This is a genomic window from Sphingorhabdus sp. EL138 (assembly GCF_945862485.1).
Taxonomy (GTDB): Bacteria; Pseudomonadota; Alphaproteobacteria; order Sphingomonadales; family Sphingomonadaceae; genus Sphingorhabdus_B.
Genome location: NZ_CAMAYF010000004.1, coordinates 15,831 through 39,239, shown reverse-complemented (window position 1 = coordinate 39,239; position 23,409 = coordinate 15,831). Strand labels below are relative to the sequence as shown.

General features: G+C 54.6%; 19 protein-coding genes. 5 read left to right on the top strand and 14 right to left on the bottom strand.

Annotated elements, in window-relative coordinates:
* Positions 1-5: 5 nt before the first annotated feature.
* The 3 genes from Q0O33_RS02925 to Q0O33_RS02915 form a co-directional block, all read right to left on the bottom strand.
* Positions 6-1,322 (bottom strand): DNA recombination protein RmuC, encoded by a 1,317-nt coding sequence (locus Q0O33_RS02925; RefSeq protein WP_295496053.1) that lies wholly within the window; start codon positions 1,320-1,322, stop codon positions 6-8.
* 78 nt (positions 1,323-1,400) lie between these two features.
* Positions 1,401-2,135: a phosphatidylcholine/phosphatidylserine synthase gene (locus Q0O33_RS02920; protein ID WP_295495824.1), complete on the bottom strand. Its 735-nt coding sequence runs from the start codon at positions 2,133-2,135 to the stop codon at positions 1,401-1,403.
* A 32-nt stretch (positions 2,136-2,167) separates the two neighbouring features.
* On the bottom strand, positions 2,168-2,902 hold the full coding sequence (locus tag Q0O33_RS02915; RefSeq protein WP_295495822.1) for a phosphatidylserine decarboxylase: 735 nt from the start codon (positions 2,900-2,902) through the stop codon (positions 2,168-2,170).
* Positions 2,903-3,055: 153 nt separating this feature from the next.
* Here Q0O33_RS02915 and Q0O33_RS02910 point away from each other — a divergent pair, with 153 nt between their 5' ends.
* Both Q0O33_RS02910 and Q0O33_RS02905 read left to right on the top strand, forming a co-directional pair.
* Positions 3,056-4,276, top strand: a complete 1,221-nt coding sequence (locus tag Q0O33_RS02910) for an NADP-dependent isocitrate dehydrogenase (RefSeq protein ID WP_295495821.1) — start codon at positions 3,056-3,058, stop codon at positions 4,274-4,276.
* A gap of 101 nt (positions 4,277-4,377) precedes the next feature.
* On the top strand, positions 4,378-6,138 hold the full coding sequence (locus tag Q0O33_RS02905) for a cation:proton antiporter (protein ID WP_295495819.1): 1,761 nt from the start codon (positions 4,378-4,380) through the stop codon (positions 6,136-6,138).
* Here Q0O33_RS02905 and alaS read toward each other — a convergent pair.
* The 8 genes from alaS to dapA form a co-directional block, all read right to left on the bottom strand.
* Entirely contained in the window at positions 6,135-8,777 is a 2,643-nt protein-coding gene (gene alaS, locus Q0O33_RS02900) for an alanine--tRNA ligase (protein ID WP_295495817.1), read from the bottom strand. The genes Q0O33_RS02905 and alaS overlap by 4 nt on opposite strands.
* Before the next feature lie 64 nt (positions 8,778-8,841).
* Positions 8,842-9,468 carry a glutathione S-transferase gene (locus Q0O33_RS02895; RefSeq protein WP_295495815.1) on the bottom strand — a complete coding sequence of 209 codons (627 nt, stop codon included), beginning with the start codon at positions 9,466-9,468 and terminating at the stop codon, positions 8,842-8,844.
* 10 nt (positions 9,469-9,478) lie between these two features.
* Complete coding sequence (speB, locus tag Q0O33_RS02890; RefSeq protein WP_295495813.1) at positions 9,479-10,315, bottom strand: agmatinase; 837 nt, start codon at positions 10,313-10,315, stop codon at positions 9,479-9,481.
* A gap of 163 nt (positions 10,316-10,478) precedes the next feature.
* Positions 10,479-11,558 carry a recombinase RecA gene (gene recA / locus Q0O33_RS02885; protein ID WP_295495811.1) on the bottom strand — a complete coding sequence of 360 codons (1,080 nt, stop codon included), beginning with the start codon at positions 11,556-11,558 and terminating at the stop codon, positions 10,479-10,481.
* 114 nt (positions 11,559-11,672) lie between these two features.
* Entirely contained in the window at positions 11,673-14,093 is a 2,421-nt protein-coding gene (locus tag Q0O33_RS02880) for a PAS domain-containing sensor histidine kinase (protein WP_295495809.1), read from the bottom strand.
* A 136-nt stretch (positions 14,094-14,229) separates the two neighbouring features.
* Complete coding sequence (locus Q0O33_RS02875) at positions 14,230-14,796, bottom strand: DUF2062 domain-containing protein (RefSeq protein ID WP_295495807.1); 567 nt, start codon at positions 14,794-14,796, stop codon at positions 14,230-14,232.
* Positions 14,793-15,275 carry an SsrA-binding protein SmpB gene (smpB, locus tag Q0O33_RS02870; protein ID WP_295495806.1) on the bottom strand — a complete coding sequence of 161 codons (483 nt, stop codon included), beginning with the start codon at positions 15,273-15,275 and terminating at the stop codon, positions 14,793-14,795. Before smpB ends, Q0O33_RS02875 begins: the two co-directional genes overlap by 4 nt.
* Positions 15,275-16,150 (bottom strand): 4-hydroxy-tetrahydrodipicolinate synthase, encoded by an 876-nt coding sequence (gene dapA / locus Q0O33_RS02865; protein WP_295495805.1) that lies wholly within the window; start codon positions 16,148-16,150, stop codon positions 15,275-15,277. Before dapA ends, smpB begins: the two co-directional genes overlap by 1 nt.
* 87 nt (positions 16,151-16,237) lie before the next feature.
* On the opposite strand from dapA, the gene Q0O33_RS02860 reads away from it, so the two are divergent.
* Both Q0O33_RS02860 and Q0O33_RS02855 read left to right on the top strand, forming a co-directional pair.
* Positions 16,238-18,265 carry a lytic transglycosylase domain-containing protein gene (locus Q0O33_RS02860; RefSeq protein ID WP_295495804.1) on the top strand — a complete coding sequence of 676 codons (2,028 nt, stop codon included), beginning with the start codon at positions 16,238-16,240 and terminating at the stop codon, positions 18,263-18,265.
* Positions 18,266-18,366: 101 nt separating this feature from the next.
* Entirely contained in the window at positions 18,367-18,855 is a 489-nt protein-coding gene (locus Q0O33_RS02855; protein ID WP_295495803.1) for a GreA/GreB family elongation factor, read from the top strand.
* On the opposite strand, the gene Q0O33_RS02850 is transcribed toward Q0O33_RS02855, so the two are convergent.
* On the bottom strand, positions 18,837-19,622 hold the full coding sequence (locus tag Q0O33_RS02850) for a polyphosphate kinase (RefSeq protein ID WP_295495802.1): 786 nt from the start codon (positions 19,620-19,622) through the stop codon (positions 18,837-18,839). The two genes, Q0O33_RS02855 and Q0O33_RS02850, sit on opposite strands and share 19 nt — an antisense overlap.
* A gap of 95 nt (positions 19,623-19,717) precedes the next feature.
* A complete protein-coding gene (aspS, locus tag Q0O33_RS02845; protein WP_295495800.1) occupies positions 19,718-21,502 on the bottom strand; it encodes an aspartate--tRNA ligase in 1,785 nt (594 codons plus the stop codon).
* Positions 21,503-21,596: 94 nt separating this feature from the next.
* Here aspS and rnd point away from each other — a divergent pair, with 94 nt between their 5' ends.
* Positions 21,597-22,793 carry a ribonuclease D gene (gene rnd / locus Q0O33_RS02840; protein WP_295495797.1) on the top strand — a complete coding sequence of 399 codons (1,197 nt, stop codon included), beginning with the start codon at positions 21,597-21,599 and terminating at the stop codon, positions 22,791-22,793.
* A gap of 2 nt (positions 22,794-22,795) precedes the next feature.
* Here rnd and Q0O33_RS02835 read toward each other — a convergent pair whose 3' ends face one another.
* Positions 22,796-23,395, bottom strand: coding sequence for a DnaA/Hda family protein (locus Q0O33_RS02835; RefSeq protein ID WP_295495795.1), 600 nt, complete (start codon positions 23,393-23,395; stop codon positions 22,796-22,798).
* Between the last annotated feature and the right edge of the window lie 14 nt (positions 23,396-23,409).

The following is a 23,409-nucleotide window of genomic DNA, read 5'->3' as shown; positions in this document are numbered from 1 at the left end:
AGGTCTCAGGCAATAGCGTCGCGTTGGTCCTCAATCGGTTGCGGCGTTTCCCCTTCGCCATAACGCGGCAAAGCCTCAACCATAGGAATATCTTCCAGTTCGCGCTTACCAGTTTCGATGTTTAGATCGGCAAATTTCCGACCCGTCGAAATGACATTACGTTCAAAACTTCCGACGAATTTATTGTAATTATTCACCGCCGACGAAAGTCCGCTGCCGACCGATTTCAGATGCTGTGCTGCCACCGCAATGCGGTCATACATTTCCTTACCAAGCGCCCCGATTTGCTTCGCCTCACGCGCTAGCCCCTCTTGCCGCCAGACGCTGGCAACGGTGCGGGCAATCGCCACCAAATTTGTTGGCGTCGCCAACAGAACTTTCTTATCAAAGGCAAAGTCCCACAATTGCGGCTCATGCTCCAGCGCGGCCGCGAGGAAATGTTCACCGGGCACAAACATGATAACATAATCGGGCGCTTCGGAAAATTGATCCCAATAGGCTTTGCGCGACAGGCCATCGATATGGTTCTTCATCGATTGCGTGTGGCGCGTCATGGCAACTGCACGCACATCATCGTCCACCGAGTCAAAGGCGTCCTGATAGTCATTCAACGACACTTTCGCGTCGATCACCAACGTCCTGCCGCCGGGGACATGGATGACCGCGTCGGGCCGCAGTCGTAAACCATCGCCAACATCTATGCTGGTTTCGAGATCAAAATCGACATGTTCGGACAAACCGCAGCTTTCGAGTACGTTCTTCAACTGCTGTTCACCCCAACGCCCACGCGCCTTAGGCGCATTGCGCAAGGAATTCATCAGGCCCGAAGCGACGCTCGACACACGTTCCTGCCCCAAGCGCATTTCGCCGATTAAACCCTTCAGATCACCATAAGCTTCGGTCCGGTCCTTCTCGATTTTGCCGACCTGCTCTTCATAGGCCTTCAGCTTCTCGCCGACAGGGCCAAGCAATTGCTTCAGCCTTTCCTCATTCTTCTCGCCTGCTTGGTGGAAGCGTTCGTCAGCACGTTGCAGGAATGCCGCCTGCGCTTCGCCCAATAACTTCTGCCCAATCTCGCCAAATTGTGCGGACAGATTCTCCTTGGCATCACCAAGCGCTGCGATTTGCTCGGCAAAGCTTCGCTCGCGCTCCTCAAGGCTCGTTTCAAGCCGCGCAAAGCGGTCCTTGGCACTGTCCCGCTCGACTACCACCTGATCCAGCATAGCCCGCAATTGCGTGGTCGTTTCCTGCCCTGCCTTACCAGTGCGGTTACCCGCAAACCAGCCAAGCGCAAGACCGCCCAACAAAGCGAAAATCACCATTACAATAACGATTAACGGCTCCAACGGCCACTCCTCAAATTAGAACGAAACTGGAACATAACCCCTGAGGGGCGGAGGTCAAGTGGCTTCGGCACAGTTCCGTTGCGACTTCTTAACCCGTGCGTAGCTCATCATGCTCAGCGGCAGCAAGGCAATGTAAATGATGCCGACACCGATGAGCGCAACCCACGGCGCCGCGACCAAAGTTGCGGTGAACAGGCCAACGACCGCCAGCGCCATAAAACGCAGGCTGCGCCGTACCTTGATCGACGACCAGCTATAGGTTGCCACATTGGAAATCATCAACAGCGCGCACAACAACATCCATGGCGCAATGAAGCGATAATCGCGCACCCAATCCGCGCCAGTTTCAAACCAGATCATCATCGGCAATAACGCCATCGCTGCGCCGGGTGGTGACGGAACGCCGGTATTAAATCCGGCAGATTTGTGCGGTTGGTTTTCCGTATCAATCTGTGCGTTAAACCTTGCCAGACGCAATGCCGCACACAGCACAAAGAATACCGATATGGTCCAACCAAAACGCGGCATATCCTGCATGACCCACATATAGATGATCAAAGCAGGCGTCGCCCCGAAAGCAATCACGTCAGAAAGCGAATCCAGTTCCGCACCGAAACGGCTTTCCCCCTTCAGCATCCGCGCGATACGGCCATCCATGGCGTCGAGCACGCCAGCAATAACAATAGCAGCAACGGCATTTTCCCAACGGCCCTGCATTGCAAACCAAGCGCCGGACAATCCCGTGCACAAAGCAAGCGCGGTAACGGCGTTCGGCGCGAGTGCGCGCAAGGATATTCCAGGACGGGAGGGCTGCGCGTCCATCAATGCGCGACGGCGATCAGGTCCTGATCAACGCCGATTTCGGCGAGAACCGTTTCCCCAGCAACGCAACGCTGGCCCTTGATGACGCGCGAAGACGTGCCATGCGGCAGATACACATCAACGCGGCTGCCAAAACGGATCAGGCCAACCCGCTGCCCATTGGCAACGCTGTCGCCTTCTTTCACAAACGCAACGATGCGGCGCGCGACCAAGCCCGCGATTTGCGTAAAGCCGATGCGCACGCCGTCGCTGCGTTCCACAAGGAAATGTTGGCGTTCATTTTCTTCGCTGGCCTTATCAAGGTCGGCATTGAGGAATTTACCCGCTATATACACAACGCGTTTAATGGTGCCGCGAATGGGTGTCCGGTTGATGTGCACGTCAAACACACTCATGAAAATCGACACGCGGGTCATTGGCTGGTCACCCAGGCCATCGGGTCCTCGCAGTTCGAATGGCGGAAGGACTTGTTCGATCAACGTGACAAGCCCATCGGCGGGCGCCACGATAAACCGCTCGTCGATTGGCGTGGTTCGCGCAGGGTCGCGAAAGAAGGCCAGTGTCCACACGGTAACGGCACCCATCGGCCAAGCGAGCGTTTCCCACGCCATGAAGGCGAAAAACAGGGTGATGCCCGCGGCAATAAGTCCGAACTTGCGGCCCTCAGGATGGACGGGTGGAAACGACCATTTCGCAACCCCGGCACCCCGGTTTGTCAATTCTTGTCTGCTCATAGGCCTTAGCTAGGGGATGCGCCGCCATCTTACAACCTAAGATACAATTTCAGCCATTTTCAGACAATATTGGGGATGCAGTTGAACATATGGCAGACTTTGCTATGGCACCGCTCATCATCCCATCTCCCCATATGGAAAGAGCTTTCTACCATGGCAAAAATTAAGGTCAAAAACCCAGTTGTCGAGCTTGATGGCGACGAAATGACGCGGATTATCTGGGAATGGATTCGTGAGCGACTCATTTTGCCCTATCTCGATATCGACCTGAAATATTATGATCTTGGTATGGAATATCGCGACAAGACCAATGATAAGGTCACCGTGGATTCCGCCAACGCTATCCGCGAATTTGGCGTCGGCGTAAAATGCGCCACGATTACGCCAGATGAAGCGCGCGTTGAAGAATTCGGCCTGCAGAAAATGTGGAAGTCGCCCAATGGCACCATCCGCAACATTTTGGGCGGCGTGGTTTTCCGCGAGCCAATCGTCATCGACAACGTACCGCGCTTGATTCCAGGCTGGACGGACCCAATTGTCATTGGTCGTCATGCTTTCGGTGACCAATATCGCGCTACGGATTTCTTGGTTCCCGGTCCTGGAACGCTGCGCCTCGTATGGGATGGCGATGATGGGCAGAAAATAGACGAAGAGGTTTTCCGTTACCCGTCGCCAGGCGTGGCGCTCGCGATGTACAATCTCGACGATTCCATCCGCGACTTTGCCCGTGCGTCGTTGAACTATGGCGTGACCCGCGAATGGCCTGTCTATCTATCGACCAAGAACACGATCCTCAAATATTATGATGGTCGTTTCAAGGATCTATTCCAAGAAGTTTACGAAGCCGAATTCGCGGCAAAGTTCAAGGAACTGGGCATTGTCTATGAGCACCGATTGATCGATGATATGGTCGCATCGGCGCTGAAATGGTCCGGCAAGTTCATTTGGGCATGTAAGAATTATGATGGCGACGTGCAGTCTGATCAGGTTGCGCAAGGCTTTGGCTCGCTTGGCCTGATGACCTCCATACTGATGACACCAGATGGCAAGACGGTTGAAGCCGAGGCCGCGCACGGCACGGTCACGCGCCACTATCGCCAACATCAGCAAGGTAAGGCAACCTCAACCAATCCAATTGCGTCGATTTTCGCATGGACGGGCGGCCTCAAATTCCGCGGCAAGTTCGACGAAACGCCCGAAGTAACGCGCTTTGCCGAAACGCTGGAAGAAGTCTGCATTCAAACCGTTGAAGATGGCCATATGACAAAGGATCTCGCGATCCTCATAGGCCCGGATCAGGCATGGATGACCACAGAACAGTTTTTTGAGCAGGTTCGTGCCAATCTCGAAATCAAAATGGGCAGCTGGATGTAATTCCAGTTCAAGTGAGAATATGAGAGCGCGGGGGGCAACTCCCGCGCTTTTTTTATTGCCCTGCCTATCTTTCTCATGTCGCCTGTGCGTAAATGCAAGGCATGGCAGGTGAACTACAAACCGAAGGCATTAGCGATCTGCTCGTCATATTGGGTGCGGCGGGCATAGTCATTCCTGCTTTTGCTCGGCTTCGCATCACGCCTATCATTGGTTTTATATTGGTCGGGATAATGGTTGGCCCAATGGGGCTTGGATCATTGGTGCCCATGTACCCAATGCTCGAATGGGTCACCATCACCAATCCAGAGGCTATTCATCCCATAGGCGAATATGGCATTATATTATTGCTGTTTTCCATTGGTCTTGAGCTATCTTTCCGCAGATTATGGAAAATGCGACGCTTGGTATTCGGTGTCGGCGCGGCGCAGTTATTTGGCGCTGGCCTGATAATCGCCGCTGGTTTGTATGCGTTCGGATATGGCGCGACCGCCGCCATAGGCATTGGGATTGCATTGGCGCTGTCGTCGACCGCCTTGGTGCTGCCAATATCTGGCACGCATTCCGCGGTTGGTAAGTCGGCACTGGCCATGCTGCTGTTCGAAGATTTGGCTATTGTACCGATTATATTCGTTTTGGGAGCGTTGGCACCACAAGCCGGCACGGATTCATGGTCGGGTCTCATCACCGTATTGTGGCAAGGTGGCCTTGTTATCGTCGCCATGCTTTTACTTGGCCGCTTCCTCCTGCCCCGCTTGTTCGGACAAGCCGCGCGTACAAAAAGTCCTGAGTTATTTGTATCGGTCAGTTTGCTCGTTGTCATTGTCGCAAGCCTGGCGACGGGCGCAGTTGGCCTTTCGCCAATCGTAGGGGCAATGATTGCAGGTCTCTTAATTGCCGAGACCGATTATCATAACGAAGTGGATGTGATGACTGCACCCTTCAAAGGGCTAGCGCTGGGCGTCTTTCTGATCAGCATTGGTATGCAGGTCGATTTGCGTTTCGTCGCCGCCAATTGGGCCGCTCTGGTTGGCGCTGTGGGAGGCGTGGTGCTTGTTAAAGCGGCGGTGACAGCCAGTTTGTTGAAATTGAACGGGGCACGCACGGGCACCGCGACCGAAACAGGCGTTCTTATGGGCAGCCCGTCCGAAACAACCCTGATCGTCTTAGGCGTCGCAGGCGCAGCGCAGATCATCGACGACACAACCATTAACTTTTGGCAAGTGGCCACCGCAATTGGACTGACGATTACACCGATATTGGCGCGTATCGGTCATGATATGTCCCGCCGTCTGGAACTGCGCGAGAGCGATGATGAAGTGCACGAACAAGACCCCACGCAAGAGCCACGAACGGTCGTAATCGGCTTTGGCCGGGTCGGAAAGCTGGTGGCCGACATGTTGACCATGCACAGCCAGCCTTATGTTGCCGTAGAATCCAATGTCGACGCCGTAACCGCCGCGCGGCGGGCGGGTTACAAGGTTATCTACGGCGACATATCACGCCCCGAAACGCTAGATAAATTAAGCTTGGGCCATGCCAAAGCCCTGATCCTGACCATGGACCAACCCGTATTGGCCGAACATATCGTCAAGCGAGTCCGTCAATGGTTGCCCGATATCACGATAGTTGCGCGCGCCCGTGACCCGGATCATGCCGCGCGGCTCTATCAGGCGGGTGCGACCGATGCCGTGCCCGAAACACTGGAAAGCTCGCTTCAATTGTCGGAGGCAGTGCTCGTGGATCTGGGCGTTGCCATGGGCCCAGTTATCGCATCGATCCACGAAAAGCGCGACGAATTCCGGCGCCAGATAAAGGAAGCCGGAGGCCTAGAGGAGGCCCCCAAACTCAAACCTACTGCTTAACCAGCGATTTTTGCCTTAATCGCATCCAACGCGGCTTGCGCCAATTCGGCGCCTGCAGGACCGCCACCTTGTGCCATGTCGGGGCGTCCGCCGCCGCCTTGCGCGCCCATGGCCTCCGTCGCCACACGCACGAGGTCAGGCGCGGTCATTGTGCCATGCAAGGCTGGCGAGACGGCCACCACAACCGTGTTGCTATTTTCATTGGCGGCAATAATGGCCACGACACCTGAACCAATGGCCTTCATCTGATCATCTGCAAGGCCGCGCAGCATTTTTGGTTCAATACCCGCGATAACTTGCCCCATGAAGGTGACATCGCCGATCTGCTCAGCCTCTACCTTCGGACCACCACCACCGGACAAAGCAAGCGCTGTTTTGGCTTCGGACAGTTCCTTCTCCATCCGCTTGCGTTCGTTCATAAGCGTTTCGATGCGCACGCCCACTTCATCCGGCGCAGTTTTCAGCATCGCAGCGACATTCTTCAACTGTGTTTCACGGCCAACAAGCCATAAGCGCGCCGCCTCACCTGTCAGCGCCTCGATGCGGCGAATACCGCTTGCGACTGCACCTTCGGAGATGATGGTGAACAAAGCGATGTCGCCCAATGCATTGACATGGGTACCGCCGCACAATTCCAACGAATAATGCGTGTCGTCGGTCTTGCCCATCGTCAGTACGCGGACTTCTTCGCCATATTTTTCGCCAAACAATGCCAGCGCGCCAGCGGCAACCGCGTCATCGGGGGTCATCAACCGTGTTGTAACCGCATCGTTACCGCGGATTTGCCCGTTTACATCGGCCTCGATCATCGCAATCTCTTGCGGTGTTACCGCCTGGTTATGCGAAAAGTCGAACCGCAAGCGATCAGGAGCAACCATGCTGCCCTTTTGCGTCACATGTTCGCCCAAACGATCCCGCAATGACGCATGTAGCAAGTGCGTAGCGCTATGGTTGGCGCGCAAGGCGTTACGACGCTGGGTGTCGATTTTCAGCGTAACAAAATCGCCGACTTTAATCTCACCTGAGCCAATCGTGACCTGATGCGCATGCAAACGGCCTAAGGGCTTTGCCGTATCCGTCACTTCGCCGCGCATGTTGCCGCTGGAAATCACGCCAGCGTCACCCGTTTGCCCGCCGCTCTCGCCATAAAATGGCGTTTGGTTGGTGATGACCGTGACCGTGTCATTAGCGATCGCCGATTGCACTTCTGTGCCATCATTCACAAGTGCAACCACCTGCCCTTCGCCCTCATTGGCGGCATAGCCTGTAAACTCGGTGCTGCCGACACGTTCTGCAATATCAAACCACACATCATCCGAAGCCTTCGCGCCCGAACCTTTCCATGCGGCCCGCGCCATTGCTTTTTGCGTTTTCATCGCGGTTTCAAAGCCCGCCTGATCAATACCAAAGCCCTGCGCGCGCAACGCGTCTTCGGTCAAATCATAGGGAAAACCATATGTGTCATACAGCTTGAACGCCGTGTCGCCGGCTAAAATATCACCCGGCGCCATACCCGCGGTCGCTTCGTCGAGCAGCTTAATGCCCTTATCGAGCGTCCGGCGGAACTGCGTTTCTTCTTGCTTCAACGTCGCCTCAATCATGGGCTGCGCGCGCAATAATTCCGGATAAGCTGCCCCCATTTCGGCAGCGAGACTTCCGACCAGCCGGTGCATCAATGGCTCTTTTGCACCGAGAATATGCGCGTGGCGCATGGCCCGGCGCATAATCCGCCGCAAGACATAGCCGCGACCTTCATTCGACGGCATTACGCCATCGGCCAGCAGAAAGCTCGTTGAACGCAGATGGTCCGCGATGACGCGATGGCTGGCCTTTTGATCGCCCACCGCCTTTGTACCCGTGAGCTCCTGAGACGCGTTGATCAATGCCTTGAAAGTGTCGGTGTCATAATTGTCAGTTACGCCCTGCATGACGGCAGCGATCCGCTCCAGCCCCATGCCCGTGTCGATAGACGGTTTGGGCAATGGCACATCGGTGCCGTCCTCCTGCCGTTCAAACTGCATGAACACGAGGTTCCAGATTTCTACAAAACGGTCGCCATCTTCATCAGGGCTTCCGGGAGGACCGCCGAAGATATGATCGCCATGATCGTAGAATATTTCACTACATGGCCCACAGGGCCCAGTATCACCCATTGACCAGAAATTGTCCGTCGTGGCGATACGAATGATGCGCTCTTCAGGCAGACCAGCAATTTTACGCCAAAGGGCGAACGCCTCATCATCGGTATGATAAACGGTCGCCGTCAACCGCGCGGGGTCAAGGCCCCATACTTTGGTCAGCAATGTCCATGCATGTGTAATCGCCTGCTCTTTGAAATAATCCCCAAACGAAAAATTGCCGAGCATTTCAAAAAACGTATGGTGCCGCGCCGTATAGCCGACATTATCGAGGTCATTATGCTTGCCGCCTGCCCGCACACATTTCTGGCTTGAGGCTGCACGCGGCGTTTCACGACTTTCAAGGCCCGTGAACACGTTCTTGAACGGCACCATCCCGGCATTGACGAACATCAATGTCGGGTCATTATAGGGCACGAGCGGCGCAGACTGCACTATGTCATGGTTGGCACTATCGAAATAATCGAGGAAGCCGCGGCGAATGTCATTGGTCGATGTCATAATGACTGCGACTTAGGGAACGACTCGCCGTGCTGCAAGCCGGATATGCAGTTTGCGGCCGCTATCACGCATAGGCATAAGGTCCGCCCTTTTGCAGGGCGGTCTGATACGCTGGGCGGGCATGGATTTTTTCAACGAAAGCAGTAAGGTTTGGTAGGGCCGCCGCTTTACCCATTTTAACTGCGGCTTCGGCCGGAAAGCTCATCATAATGTCGGCTCCGGTCAAGCTATCGCCAACAAACCAGCCGGTCGCTTTCAAATTGTCTTCCATGAACGCAAAATGGCTACCAAGTTGCTGATTAATCCGCGGATGCAAGGGTGCAGCCGCATCGCCCAGCCGCGCCGTGTAAAGGTTCAACAAGATCGGCGTCATGACCGAACCTTCGGCAAAATGCATGAACTCGAGATAGCGGATGTGCGCGTCAGTGCCGCGTGCAGGGACAAGGTGGCCGCCATTATGCCGTTCGCACAAATATTCGACGATTGCGCCGGATTCGAATATTACATTGCCGTCATCTTCAATCACAGGTGACTTGCCTAAAGGATGGACGTTTAAAAGCGCTTCGGGCGCAAGATTGGTCACAGCATCACGGGCATGATGACGGATTTCATAAGGGAGGTTGAGCTCTTCGAGCAGCCACAAGATACGTTGTGAACGCGAATTATTGAGATGGTGTACAATGATGGTCATGGCTGCTTCCTTATAAATGGTAGTAATTTTTATGCATTTGCGCGGCAAGCTCGCGCACCAGCTTGGCGGCGACTATGGCAGTTATGTCGTTCACGTCGCGCGCAGGATTTAGTTCGACGATGTCCGCGCCAACGATCCGGGCCCGCTGCTTGGCGATAATCGACAGGACTTCGCGGATCGTTAATCCGCCGGGCTCTGGATGTGCCACGCCGGGCGCTTCAGAAGGATCAATGCCGTCAAGGTCAATGCTGATATATAATGGGCCATCTATGATCGGTACTCTACTGGCGTCGAAGTTCAACATCGGAAGAATTTCGACATTGTAGCGTTCGGCTTGTTCGCGGCAGTGCTTGTTTAATGTGCGAATGCCGACCTGCACGATTCGCTTTGCATGGCCCTCTTCCAATATGCGCGCAAAGGGCGAGGCATGGCTACGCGGATTGCCTTCAAAATCGGCATATAGATCGGGATGCGCATCAAAATGTAGAATATTCAGCGGCCCATAATGCGCCGCCAGCGCCGCAACGATGGGATAGGTCACCGCATGATCCCCACCTAGCGACAATGGGATAGCATCTGCCTCCACGCTTTCGGTCACCGCCCGCATGATCAATGCGTCATCGGCGGCGCAGTCAACGTCCGATAAGGGCAAATCGCCGAGATCCTTGAGAATGATGTCAGTGCCGATTTCAAGGCCCGATTGTGCCGATAGATTGCCCCGATCGCTCCAAAATGCCGCGCGAATGTTGGATGGAGCCAATGCAGCCCCACGCGCGAACGAACTGTTCTGGTCAGTCGGCAAGCCGATGAGATGGATGTTGGGCCGCATGCCGAACGTTGTGCCCAAGCCATTGTGCCTGTCAACAACTTAGCGCCCGTGCGTCCGCCGATGCAGCGAAGACAGCAAGGGGAAACTCTACCCACCTTCACGCAAATGACCCGCCCCGGGGTGGACCAGGGCGGGCCGAAAGCAGCAGCCTCAGGCAAGACCGTGCTTGTTCGTCCAAAACTTAAATATCGTCGTCTGCGTCTGGCCCTGTCATCAGGACTTCAGCGACCTCTTCTGTCTTGCCACGAATGGCTGCTTCCAACCGCGCCGCTACCTCCGGATTTTCGGTCAGATAGCTTTTCGAATTCTCACGGCCTTGACCAATACGAACCGAATCATAGCTAAACCAGCTACCCGATTTTTCGACCAATCCGGCCTTCACGCCCAGATCAAGCAACTCACCCGTTTTAGAAATGCCTTCGCCATACATAATGTCAAATTCGACCTGTTTGAATGGTGGTGCAACCTTGTTCTTCACAACCTTCACGCGGGTCGTGTTGCCGACAATATCTTCGCCTGCCTTGATCTGGCCTGTACGGCGGATGTCCAAACGCACCGATGCGTAGAATTTCAGAGCATTGCCGCCTGTGGTGGTTTCTGGCGAGCCATACATCACCCCGATTTTCATACGAATCTGATTGATGAAGATGACCATGCAGTTTGACCGGCTGATTGAACCAGTGATTTTGCGGAGCGCTTGGCTCATCAACCGTGCCTGCAGGCCCACATGGCTGTCGCCCATTTCGCCTTCGATTTCTGCGCGCGGAACAAGTGCCGCCACCGAGTCGATCACGATGATATCCACGGCATTTGAACGCACCAACGTGTCGGCAATTTCAAGCGCTTGTTCACCCGTATCTGGCTGCGAAACGATCAAATTGTCGACGTCTACGCCAAGCTTCTTTGCATAACCTGGGTCAAGCGCATGCTCTGCGTCAATGAATGCAGCCGTGCCGCCTGCCTTTTGCGCCTCTGCAATCACGTGCAGTGTCAGGGTTGTCTTACCCGAACTTTCCGGACCATAAATTTCAATCACGCGTCCCTTAGGCAATCCACCAATGCCAAGGGCGATATCTAACCCAAGCGATCCCGTCGATACTGCATCGATGCTAATCGCCTCACGACTACCCAACTTCATCGCCGAACCCTTGCCGAATGCGCGATCAATCTGCGCGAGGGCGGCTTCTAGGGCTTTTTCACGTTCCGAATTTTTCATACCGTTTGCCTGATTCCCATCAATTATCTTGAGACTTGCTGCCATTTTTCCACTCCTTAGCGTCATGCCTATTCCGGAAAATATCTCCGGAACGGGTTCTATGTACGCTTTATGTTCTAAAAGAACAAGGGGGGAACAAAAAAATTTACATGTTTTATTTCAATATTTAAACTCATTGTCCTGCGCAAGCGCGTTGTGAAAGGCCTCAGCAATTTGCTGGACCGAAAACGGCTTAGCTAAGAAAGCAACATTGTCGAGGCTGATCGTTTCGCGCAGCTGCTCCTCGGCATAGCCGGAAATAAACAGCAACCGGATGTCGCCATAAATTTCGCGCAACTGTCGCGCCATCGACGGGCCGTCCAGATGGGGCATTACGACATCGGACACAACGAGATCATAGCGTTTTCCAGTCGCGAACATCTCAAGTGCTTGTTCCCCGTCGCTGGCGGTTTCCACCACATAGCCTTGCCGCACAAGCGCCCGTTCAGCCACCGCGCGCACCATATCCTCGTCCTCGACGATTAATATCCTGCCACTGCCCCAAAGGTCTTTTGGTTTGTACAATTCGCGCTTGCCAATGCCGGGCGCAGGGACAGCGCCTCGGTACACGGGCAGGTAGATGTCAAACCGCGTTCCATTCCCCAGTTGGGAGTCTGCAAAGATAAATCCGCCCGATTGTTTGACGATGCCGTAGACGGTTGACAGGCCAAGCCCCGTGCCTTTGCCCAATTCCTTGGTCGTGAAAAACGGTTCGAATATTTTCGACAGATTTTCTTTCGGGATGCCAACGCCGCTGTCTTCGACAGACAGATGGATATACTCATCGATTGGCAAAAGATCCCTGCCCATTGCGGCAACTTCGCCTTGACTGACAGCCGCCGTCCGGATGTGTACGACGCCACCTTTGGGCATGGCGTCGCGCGCATTCACACCCAAGTTAACAATAACTTGTTCAAGCTGCCCCGGGTCAGCCCGCACAGCCCCCACGCCGCGCCCATGATGTACCTCAAGCCGAACGGTTTCGCCTAAAAGCCGCTTCAACAGGCTGGAGACATCTGCCACCACATTAGCGATTTGCAGGATTTGCGGACGCAGGGTCTGTTGACGCGAAAAGGCCAATAATTGGCGCGTCAAGCTGGCTGCGCGGTTGGAGTTATTCTTGATCTGCTGGATATCGTCATAGTCGCTGTCGCCTGGCTGATGTCGCAGCAGCATCAGGTCGCAATAGCCGATGATGGCAGTCAGGATATTGTTAAAATCATGCGCAACACCCCCTGCAAGCTGACCAATGGATTCCATCTTCGTCTGCTGCGCGACTTGGCGCTTCAAGATAATCTCTTCGCTATTGTCCTTCAGCCCAAGCAGGACCGCAGCCTCACCTAGTCCGCGCACGCCTGCGATCGACAAGGCGATCACCTCGTCGGGCCGTTCTTTTAATCGGATAGCGATATCGCCAGAGCCCATTGACCCACTGATATATCGGCGAATGCTGTCCAGTACCGCGCCCTTATCCTCGCTGATAACGAGATCGGCGGGATAAGGTGATAGCTTATGCGCCTCAACGTCAAGAACGCGCACAAAGGCGTCATTAGCAAACAAAAACCGTCCGTCGCGGTCAGCCAGCGCCAGCCCAAGTGGCAGCGTCGACAGCAATTGTTCCACATGCGCCAACGCCAAGCCGCGATCAACTTTCGCGGCTTCTTCATCGACCGCCAGCAAAAGCGCTGCGCTTTTAACATTGTCTGCGTTCAAAGGCACTTGCAGCAACCGGATTGGCAAACCCCGCAGTCCCTCACGTTCAAAATACACGCTGCCTTTTTCATCCATCTGGATCAAATCGGCAAAGAGCCGACCGACGATAGGCTCCCGATCCGTGCCGGTCGCGCGTAATGCAAAAGTGGCATTGGCCGCACATACTCGGCCATCAGCGTTCACGGCGACCGCCATCACACCGCTGCTGGACATCGCCCGACCGATGTGCCCCGTGATCATTTCAATCGCGCAGCTTTCAAGGTCGATCTCCTCCACCGCCGTCAAATGCCATAGCAAATATGCGTCGGCCATGCCGGCCCGAACGACTTTCACGCTATAGGTTAGGCCCTCTTTTTCGATCGCTGCGATGTCCGCGCTTCCGTCGCGCCATGCCGCACGCCCCGCGGCATCAAGTAAGGCGCGATTAGCCGCATCGACGCCAAGATCTGGTGGCGCTTTCAATCCCGGAAAGACATCCGTGAAATGGTCATTGGCGCAAACCAAACGACCCGCCCGGTCGCTGATCGCAATGGCGGCATGGCTCATCTGAACCACCGCATGGGTTATCGACCAGTCGGGCCCGGAAAAAGCAGGCGCGCTTTCGACGGCAGGGCTACTGCGAAAATAATGCATCAGCCCGACCGAAGCGACAATGGCAGCAGCACAGGAGCCCAGAAAAACAATATTTTCTGTTGAAAACCAGAGGATTGCAAGCGAAAATATGGTCGCAATTACCAAGGCGACACGCTTTTGAAAATCCTGTCGCGCATGCGCCTCGACATCCCCGCCAAGTATCTGTAAATCAGTCGGCGGCGATATTTTGCTCAAAACGGCCCCTTACCCGATAAGATCATGCTGCTTGGACTTAAGCACTATTTACCATATCTTTGGGCTGGAACGCATCATGTGATTTGTCAAGATTTCGCAGCAGCCATGCAGGGTCTACCTGAAACCCATCTGTATTTTATCTGCCCGACGGAATTGACTTCGACCGACGGCGCCATTTGGCACTGATCCTCCAACGCCAGAACCACGCGGCAACGAAGTAACCAACGACCGCGGCACCAATTGAAATTATGGCGAGCCCGGCAATTCCCTGAACAAGTGCAAGAGGTGCTTCGTTCCAGACATAGTCGCCCCAGGCAGATAGAGGCGCAGCCCTTTCAATGAGTTCATAAAAGCGCCCTGAACCATTGTTTAACCGCAAAACCGATTCACCAACATAGACCGAACCGAAAAGGATTAACGGCGTAGTCGCTGGCATGCTAAGAAACGTCATTGCCGCGCCGATCGGAATATTGGCGCGGAACGGCAGCGCCAAAAGCGCGACACCAACTATCTGGACGCCAGGGATCAGCAGGAAAATGCCCACGAGCAAGCCAAGCGCAACGCCACGCGGCACCGAGCGGCGCGTAAATCGCCACAATGCTGGGTGAAAGACGCGTTGCGCAAAAGGACGCAGAAAACGGCTACGTTCAAAGCTGTCGCGCGTCGGCGCTTGCTTATTTAACCAGATGTCGAATTTGCTCATCCGCGATCCCGCATAATTCGTCCTTGTTCCCGCTTCCAGTCGCGCTCTTTTTCCGTAGCACGCTTATCCGGGGCCTTTTTGCCCTTTGCTAATGCAAGTTCCACTTTCGCTCTGCCCCGGCCGTTGAAGTAAATCGAAAGCGGAACGAGTGTCATACCCTGCCGCATAACTGCGCCATGCAGCTTGTTTATTTCACGTATGTTAAGCAGCAACTTGCGCGGTCGCTTCGGTTCGTGATTGAACCGGTTACCATGACTGAATTCAGGGATATTGGCATTAATCAACCAAATTTGATCGTCACGAACTTCCGCGTAACTCTCGGCAATTGACCCCTCGCCAAAACGAAGCGACTTTACCTCCGTACCGGTCAGGACGATGCCCGCTTCATATTTGTCATCAATATGAAAATCATACCGCGCCCGCCGGTTTTCGGCGACCGTTTTTACTTTGTTAAATGCTTCCGGCTTTGGGCGAGTCATTAGATAAGGCCTGCATTCTCCAAAGCGGCATCAACCTGACGACAACTCGCATCACTGGGCAGCGTCATTGGTAAACGCAACTCCGTCGGGAAGCCTTCGATGACGCGAGACAAAGCATATTTGATTGGACCGGGGGATGCATCAGAAAACAGCGCCAAGTGGAGGGGATAGAGCTTGTCATTCAGCTCACGTGCCAAATCATAGTCACCGGAGGCGCAAGCCGCCTGAAACTCTGCGCATAACTTCGGCGCGACGTTCGCTGTCACCGAAATACAGCCTTTGCCACCCGCCGCGTTGAACGCGAGCGACTGTTCATCGACGCCTGACAACAGACAGAAGTCCGACCCACAAGCCAAACGGTGGTCGGTGACGCGCGGCATGTCGCCACTGGCATCCTTAATGCCAATTACGGTCGGTAGCTTTGCCAGACGTGCGACGGTTTCAGGCTTGATATCGGTCACAGTGCGCGCAGGGACGTTGTATAGCAGTATCGGCAAATCGTTCTTTTTCGTCATATGCTCGAAATGCGCATAAATGCCCTCTTGATTGGGCCGGTTGTAATAAGGCGCAACCACCAACCCCGCGGCAGCACCGCTTTTCTTGGAAAAGTTGAGGTGCAGGACAGCGTTGTTTGTGTCGTTTGAACCGCAACCGGCGATGACAGGCACGCGCCCAGCGGCCTGCTCGACGCACACCTCAATGACACGATGATGCTCCGCATTAGACAGTGTCGATGCCTCACCGGTGGTCCCTGCAGGCACGAGCGCGCTTGAACCCTGCTCGATTTGCCAATCGATCAACGCACGAAAATGCTTTTCGCTAAACGCTCCGTCGCAAAAAGGAGTCACTAGAGCCGGTATTGATCCGGAAAACATATTATATGACTTTCATTTTGATCCAAATTGAACGCTAAGGCTAACATAGTCGCCTATTCAGACATTGATAAGGTCCGGGTCCATAATATGTCCAGCATGGTAAAGCACCTCATTTCCGCATCCGTCCTCATTATTCCATTTACTGCATCTGCATCCACACAGAAACCGGACGGGATTATTTGGCAAAGTGGCACCGGTACCGGGCAAGTGTCCGCGCCATCCGGACAACCACTATCTACGCCCGTTATTTACGACCCAAGCGAGGGTAAAATCCCCGCCGCGCTGCAGCGTTGGAAAATGTTAAGCGCACCCGGCAACTATAGCTTTAACGATTACGCCTCCTTTTTGATGCTGTACCCCGATTGGCCAAATGCTGAAGACATGCGCAAAAAGGCAGAACAGGCGATTAATCCCCTGTCTTACGCTCCTAACCAAGTGGTGGCTTATTTTGACCGTTTGCCGCCCGTCACCAATGAAGGCCGTGCTAAATTTGCGATGGCGCTGGACTCAGTTGGCGACAAGGCCCGCGCTGAAGCTTTAGCGCGCGAGGCATGGCGTGACGGCACGCTAAACGATGGTGATGAAGCAAGGGTTTTCCGCATTGCCCGCGGCACTTTGACATCGGCCGATCATGATGCACGAGTCGACCGGCTGTTATGGTCAGGATCGACGCGCGGCGCCGAACACTGGATCGCTTACACCTCGCCGCAGCGTCGCCCTGCGTTTGCAGCTGCGCTTGCAATGCGCATGAAGGCACCAGAGGCGGACTTGAAGGTGCAAGAAGCAGGCGCTTTAGCGAACAGCGAAGCGAGTTTTCTCGCGGCGCGGGCGGACGCGATGCGCGCTGCTGGCAACGGCCTGGCTGTGCGCGAATTGCTTGCAAACCGAGGAAATCTGGTCGCACCCGCACCTGTTCTCAAGGATTGGTACCAATTGCTGCTGACGCAGGCACGCGCTGCCGAAAATGATGGCCAATATGACGTGGCCTATCGCATTGCCTCCCGTGTGGACGACGCCGTCCCTGCCGGCTTGGTAATGGCAGACCAAGATCTCGCTACGCGTGATCGATATACCAGCCTCACTTGGCTAGCTGGATCATTGGCTATGGACCGTTTGGGCCGCCCTCATGATGCCGTAACCATGTTCGAACGCTATGCGACTGCCGCAAAAACAGCACAAACCCGATCAAGGGGTTTTTATTGGGCGGGTAAGGCCGCTGCGAAGGCTGGCGACACTTCAAGCGCGACGCGCTATTACGAACAAGCAGCGGCCTTTTATGAAGGCTTTTTTGGCCAGCTGGCCTTGGAGCAACTGCGTCGTCCCTTACCGCAAGTGCCGCGCGTGGCAGCTACCCTGCCAGTTTTGGCGGACGGGAATGTTCCCCCTGTGCATTTGGCAGCGGCGCTGGCCACAAAATACGGCAGCTGGCGTGACCAGAGCAACTTTTTCAGGGCCATTGCCTGCCACGCCGATGACCGTGAAGAATATACTGCTGCAATTGGCCTTTCGCAAAAGCTTGGCCGTCCGGATCTGGCAGTGATGGCCGGTCGTGCAGCGCGCACCGATGGTATCCCCGATTTGCTGGGTAACAGCTACCCTACCGTTAATGTTCCAGCAGCGCATAGCCAAACCTGGACACTCGCCCATGCAATCATGCGTCAGGAAAGCCAGTTTGACCGCGCCGCCGTGAGCCACGCAGGGGCACGCGGCCTTATGCAGTTAATGCCTGGAACAGCGCGGGAGACATCGGGTAAAATCTCCATGGCCTACCGTCCTGATGCGCTGACCGTTGATACCGATTACAATATCGCCTTGGGTGCCACCTATATTGAGCGCATGCTCGATTATTATGACGGAAGTTATCCTTTGGCCATCGCCGCATATAATGGCGGCCCGGGCAATGTGAACAAATGGCTCCGCGCCTTTGGCGACCCACGTACGGGCAGCATCGATATCATGGATTGGATTGAGAAAATCCCGCTCAGCGAAACCCGCGATTATGTCTATCGCGTTTTGGAAAATGCGGTGATGTATGACCATCTTCACCCCGAAAAGGCACGGGTACGGTCATCTACCCCTCTTAGCACCTATTTGGGCAAGTCTACACCGGGTTAACATTCACCCTTTCGTGCCAAGCGCAATCGAGGTTATGTGAGATCGTTCAACTCATCTGGGGTCTCTCGACTCTCTTCGACCTGAACGACTAAGGCAGGTGCATGGCCGAGCGCACAAACCCGATCACCCCAACCGGATTCGCCGCCTTACGCGAACGCTATGAACAATTGTTCGCCATCGATCGCCCCGCCGTCGTCGAAATTGTCCACTGGGCTGCAGGCAACGGCGACCGAAGTGAAAATGGCGATTATATTTACGGAAGACAAAAGCTCCGCGTGATTGATCGGGAACTGGGTCAGTTATCCAAGAAGATGAAGGCCGCGCAAATACTCGACCCATCAAAGCAAGAGGACCGAAGCCGGATATTCTTTGGCGCGTGCGTGACGATTGCAGATATCGACGACGTACACCGCACGATCACAATTGTCGGCGATGACGAAGCCGATGCCAGCAACGGACGCATAGGCTGGAACGCGCCGCTTTCCCGCGCCTTGCGCGGCGCGCGCGTGGGTGATGTCAAAATTGTGAATTTGCCTACAGGGCCCAAAGAATGGGAAGTATTAAGTATAGACTATCCCTTGGGGGAATAGCCGATCGTCCGCTGCGCCAAAGCCACGATTGCTGGATTGGCATCGGGAAATTCCTGCGGTACGCTCTTCTCTAATTCCGCAATCACATGCGAAAGGACCGCTATTCGCGCAGCCTTTTGATTGTTGCCGTCAACAACGGACCAAGGTGCCCAATGCGTATGTGTGCGCTTGAACATATCCTTTAGTGCCTCGAGATATTCCCCCCGCTTTTCGCGGTTACGAAAATCTTCCGCAGTGACTTTCCACCTTTTGGTAGGATCATCCAGCCGTTCGATCAGAACCTTGTCTTGTGTTTCGGCGGTCACATGCACAAATATCTTGATAATCTTTGTGCCGATTTCGCCCTGGCGCGATTCAAATTCGTTGATTTCGTCATAACCGCGTCGCCATTCGGCCTCGGTACAAAATCCCTCGACACGCTCGACCAAAACGCGGCCGTAGTGGCTTCGGTCCCAAATGCTGATTTCCTGCTTACCCGGCAATTTGTTCCAGAAGCGCCACAGGAAATGCTTGTCCTTTTCTTCTGAGGTCGGCGCAGAAATCGGGAAGACCTGATAAAAGCGCGGGTCAAGCAAAGAGGTCATGCGCTTAATTGCACCGCCCTTGCCAGCGGCATCCCAGCCTTCGAATATGATTAAAGTGCGCGCCTCATGCAGGATGTGCAATGCTTGGAGCTCAGACAAGCGATCCTGAAGGCTTTTCAGGTCATTGTCATATATGCCTTCATATATTTTGCCGGCTTCAAACTTGGAAAGGTCAATGGACATGTCCGCTTTCCAGCACCTATTGCACGGACAAACAAGCGAAAGCGCAGATTTGTCGCCAAAAGAGACAGATCCTGTTGCTAACCTTGCGCCTGAAATCAAGCCTTGGGCGGCTGCTCCACCACGCGAATGTGCAATTCCCGCAATTGCTTGGCCATTGCAGCTGACGGCGCGCCCATCAAAAGATCTTCGGCCCGTTGGTTCATCGGGAACAACGTGATTTCGCGCAAATTTTGAACGCCACACAAGAGCATGACCATCCGGTCTACCCCTGCAGCCATGCCGCCATGCGGTGGCGCACCAAACTGGAACGCGCGATACATGCCGCCAAAGCGCTCTTCAACGTCCGCCTGCGACAAACCCGTAAGTTCAAACGCCTTGACCATCAAATCGGGGTGCTGGTTCCGGATCGAGCCTGAGGCAAGCTCATAGCCATTACAGACCATATCATATTGATATGCCTTGATGGTAAGCGGGTCCTGCGTTTCCAGCGCCTCCAGCCCGCCCTGGGGCATTGAGAAGGGGTTGTGGGCAAAGTCGACCTTTTTGTCTTCCTCGCTCCATTCGTAGAATGGGAAGTCGATGATCCAGCAAAAACGGAACGCGTCTTTTTCAATCAGGTCAAGCTGCTCGCCCGTCCGCGTGCGCGCTGCGCCAGCTAGCTTTGCCGCTTGATCCTCCTTGCCAGCCGCAAAGAAGCAACCATCATCAGCTCCAAGCCCGATCGCCTGATACAGCGCGCGCATGCCTTCTTCACCATGGTTCTTGGCGATGGGGCCGCCAAACTCACCGCCCTTACGGGTAACATACCCAAGTCCGGCATGGCCTTCGCTGCGCGCCCATTCGTTCATGTCATCGAAAAATTTACGGCTCTTGTCCGCAGTCTTTGGAGCAGGAATGGCGCGGACAACGCCGCCGCCTTCGACAATGCGTTCAAATAAGCCGAAGCCCGAAGTTGTAAAATGGGCGGTAACGTCATGGATGATCAGCGGGTTGCGCAAATCGGGCTTGTCAGTGCCGTAATCGAGCATTGCCTTTGAATGCGGGATGCGCGGGAATTGCCCTGCTGGCGTTACTTTTTTGCCGTCGGCAAATGATTCAAACACGCCCGCCATGACTGGCTCCATCGTGTCCCAGATTTCTTCCTGCGTGACGAAGCTCATTTCCAGATCAAGCTGGTAGAACTCACCAGGCAAGCGGTCAGCACGCGGGTCTTCGTCGCGGAAACAGGGGGCGATCTGGAAATAGCGGTCGAAACCGGCAACCATCAACAACTGCTTATACTGCTGCGGCGCTTGCGGCAGTGCAAAGAATTTGCCCGCATGGATGCGGCTGGGCACGAGGAAATCGCGCGCGCCTTCGGGACTGGATGCTGTCAGGATAGGCGTTGAATATTCGGTAAAACCGATATCTTCCATCCGGCGGCGCGTTTCGCGAATGATTTGTGTGCGCTTAACGATATTGGCGTGGAGCGTTTCGCGACGCAAATCGAGAAAGCGGTATTTCAGTCGTGTTTCCTCAGGATATTCTTGTTCGCCTGCAACTGGCAATGGCAGTTCTTCAGACTTGCTCAGCACTGTTACGCTGCGGGCGAACACCTCAATCTGACCAGTCGGGAGGTTAGCATTAACCGTACTTGCGCTGCGAGCCTTCACCTCCCCATCAATGGTGATGACGCTCTCAAGGCGCAACGCCTCCAATATCGGCAAAGCAGGGCTGTCGGTATCGGCCACGATCTGCGTCATGCCATAATGATCGCGCAGGTCGACGAACAACACGCCGCCATGGTCGCGCTTACGGTGGACCCAGCCCGACAGGCGGACAGTTTCGCCCACATGGGAATCTCGGAGTTCAGCGCATTTGTGCGTACGATAAGCGTGCATTTTTTACTCAATTCAAAAAAGCTGTGGAAAGCGGGCCTGTCAACAGTGCAGCGGCACTTTGTCAAGTCGTGAATGGGTGCTACGGCGTTGCCCAATGCAGATTCATCCACTTATCACTGACAGCAAACGCCTCGCAGAATTGTGCGTACGCCTTGCAAAATCCCCCTTCGTTGCGGTTGATACCGAATTCATGCGGGAAAATACCTATTATCCCGATTTATGTTTGGTTCAATTGGCAGATAGCAATGAGGCCGCAGCCATTGACCCCAAGGCCGAAGGTCTTGACATCACGCCATTGCTTGAGCTGCTGTGCGAAAATGAGGATGTGTTAAAGGTTTTCCACGCGGGTGGGCAGGATATTGAGATATTCTTCAACCTGACCGGCAAAACCCCTCACCCCATGTTCGACACGCAAATCGCCGCGATGGCTTTGGGTCAGGGTGAGCAGGTCGGTTACTCGAACCTCGTCGACTTGTGGATGGGTATCCAGTTGGACAAGGGCGCCCGCTTTACTGATTGGTCGCGGCGTCCGCTGGATAAACGCCAAATCGATTATGCCATTGCCGATGTGACCCATCTGTCAGTTATCTTTCCGATGATGTTGGAAAAGCTCAAGATCACTGGCCGTGGTGCGTGGTTGAATGATGAGATGGACCGTATTTCCGACGCCGCCAATTATCGCAATGACCCCGAGAACGCGTGGGCACGGATTAAGGTGCAATCGCGCAAACCTGACGTGCTGGGAAGGCTTCAAGCCATGGCTGCGTGGCGCGAAAAAGAGGCGCAGCGCAAGAATATCCCGCGTGGAAGGATTATGAAGGATGAAACGCTGGCAGATATCGCCGCGCATCCACCCAAAAGTCAGGCCGATCTGCCCAAAGTGCGCGGCCTTTCACCCGCATGGCGCGACAATGACATTGGTGCACGCCTTATCGGGGTTATTGAGGCAAGCCAGCCTATTGCACGAGACAATTTGCCAGACCGTGCGCGATCGTCGCCTGGCGGTGGCAAGGATGGTTCACTCGTAGCGGATCTGCTGAAACTATTGCTCAAAATCCGGTCACGCGAGATCAACGTGGCCCCGCGCTTAATTGTGCGGACCGAAGAGCTTGAGCGCTTGGCAGCTGGTGAGCGCGAAGATCTTGAAGTGTTAACGGGGTGGCGTTTTGACCAATTTGGGCGCGATGCTTTGGACCTTGTCGAAGGACGATTGGCCTTTGCCGTGGTCAATGGCAAGCTCAAGATGACCCTGACGCATGAAGAAGACATGTTACGGGAAACAATGGCTTAGGGTCAGGACCTATTAAATTCACCTTCGATAACCTTTTTTACCAAGGTCAAATTTACGGGCACATTATCTGAGAGTGCCATGGCGTTTGCGGATCGCGCAAATTTTTCAATTGCAGCATAGCTGCGTTCAATACGCCGCTTCACATAGCTTAAGGCATCTATGCTGATCGCGGCGCCCCGGTCGGCGAGCTGCTTTTGCAGCAATTGTTCCATCATCTCGTCGTCCGGTGGCGCAATTTCGAGCAACATTGCCGCGCCTAATCGCGACTGCAAATCGGGAAGCGCAATATTCCATTCCGCAGGTTGCCAACGTGATATCAGCAATAACGGCACGCCGCTTTCTTGCGAACGGTTCCAGGCGTTGAAAAGTGTTTCGTCGGAACGCGACTCGGCTTCATCGATGACAGTGCCATTCTGTCCCGAAAAATAGCGCGCCATCAGTGTTTTCCCCGAGCGCGCCGGGCCCGTCAGAATGGCACATCGCTTTGCCCAGCCCGCTGCACTGGACAATCCAGCAAAAGCCGCTGCGTTCGATTCTGTGATAATGAGGCTGGACGACACGCCACTGCGCAACTCGTCCAAGGGTAAAGCAATTTGACGCATCGGCCCGCTAAATG

Coding starts and splice junctions, on each gene's coding strand:
- Q0O33_RS02925 (WP_295496053.1), bottom strand. CDS start 1,322: ATGGTGATTTTCGCTTTGTTGGGCGGTCTTGCGCTTGGCTGGTTTGCG.
- Q0O33_RS02915 (WP_295495822.1), bottom strand. CDS start 2,902: ATGAGCAGACAAGAATTGACAAACCGGGGTGCCGGGGTTGCGAAATGG.
- Q0O33_RS02910 (WP_295495821.1), top strand. CDS start 3,056: ATGGCAAAAATTAAGGTCAAAAACCCAGTTGTCGAGCTTGATGGCGAC.
- Q0O33_RS02905 (WP_295495819.1), top strand. CDS start 4,378: ATGGCAGGTGAACTACAAACCGAAGGCATTAGCGATCTGCTCGTCATA.
- alaS (WP_295495817.1), bottom strand. CDS start 8,777: ATGACATCGACCAATGACATTCGCCGCGGCTTCCTCGATTATTTCGAT.
- Q0O33_RS02895 (WP_295495815.1), bottom strand. CDS start 9,468: ATGACCATCATTGTACACCATCTCAATAATTCGCGTTCACAACGTATC.
- recA (WP_295495811.1), bottom strand. CDS start 11,558: ATGGCAGCAAGTCTCAAGATAATTGATGGGAATCAGGCAAACGGTATG.
- Q0O33_RS02875 (WP_295495807.1), bottom strand. CDS start 14,796: ATGAGCAAATTCGACATCTGGTTAAATAAGCAAGCGCCGACGCGCGAC.
- smpB (WP_295495806.1), bottom strand. CDS start 15,275: ATGACTCGCCCAAAGCCGGAAGCATTTAACAAAGTAAAAACGGTCGCC.
- dapA (WP_295495805.1), bottom strand. CDS start 16,150: ATGTTTTCCGGATCAATACCGGCTCTAGTGACTCCTTTTTGCGACGGA.
- Q0O33_RS02860 (WP_295495804.1), top strand. CDS start 16,238: ATGTCCAGCATGGTAAAGCACCTCATTTCCGCATCCGTCCTCATTATT.
- Q0O33_RS02855 (WP_295495803.1), top strand. CDS start 18,367: ATGGCCGAGCGCACAAACCCGATCACCCCAACCGGATTCGCCGCCTTA.
- Q0O33_RS02850 (WP_295495802.1), bottom strand. CDS start 19,622: ATGTCCATTGACCTTTCCAAGTTTGAAGCCGGCAAAATATATGAAGGC.
- aspS (WP_295495800.1), bottom strand. CDS start 21,502: ATGCACGCTTATCGTACGCACAAATGCGCTGAACTCCGAGATTCCCAT.
- rnd (WP_295495797.1), top strand. CDS start 21,597: ATGCAGATTCATCCACTTATCACTGACAGCAAACGCCTCGCAGAATTG.
- Q0O33_RS02835 (WP_295495795.1), bottom strand. CDS start 23,395: ATGCGTCAAATTGCTTTACCCTTGGACGAGTTGCGCAGTGGCGTGTCG.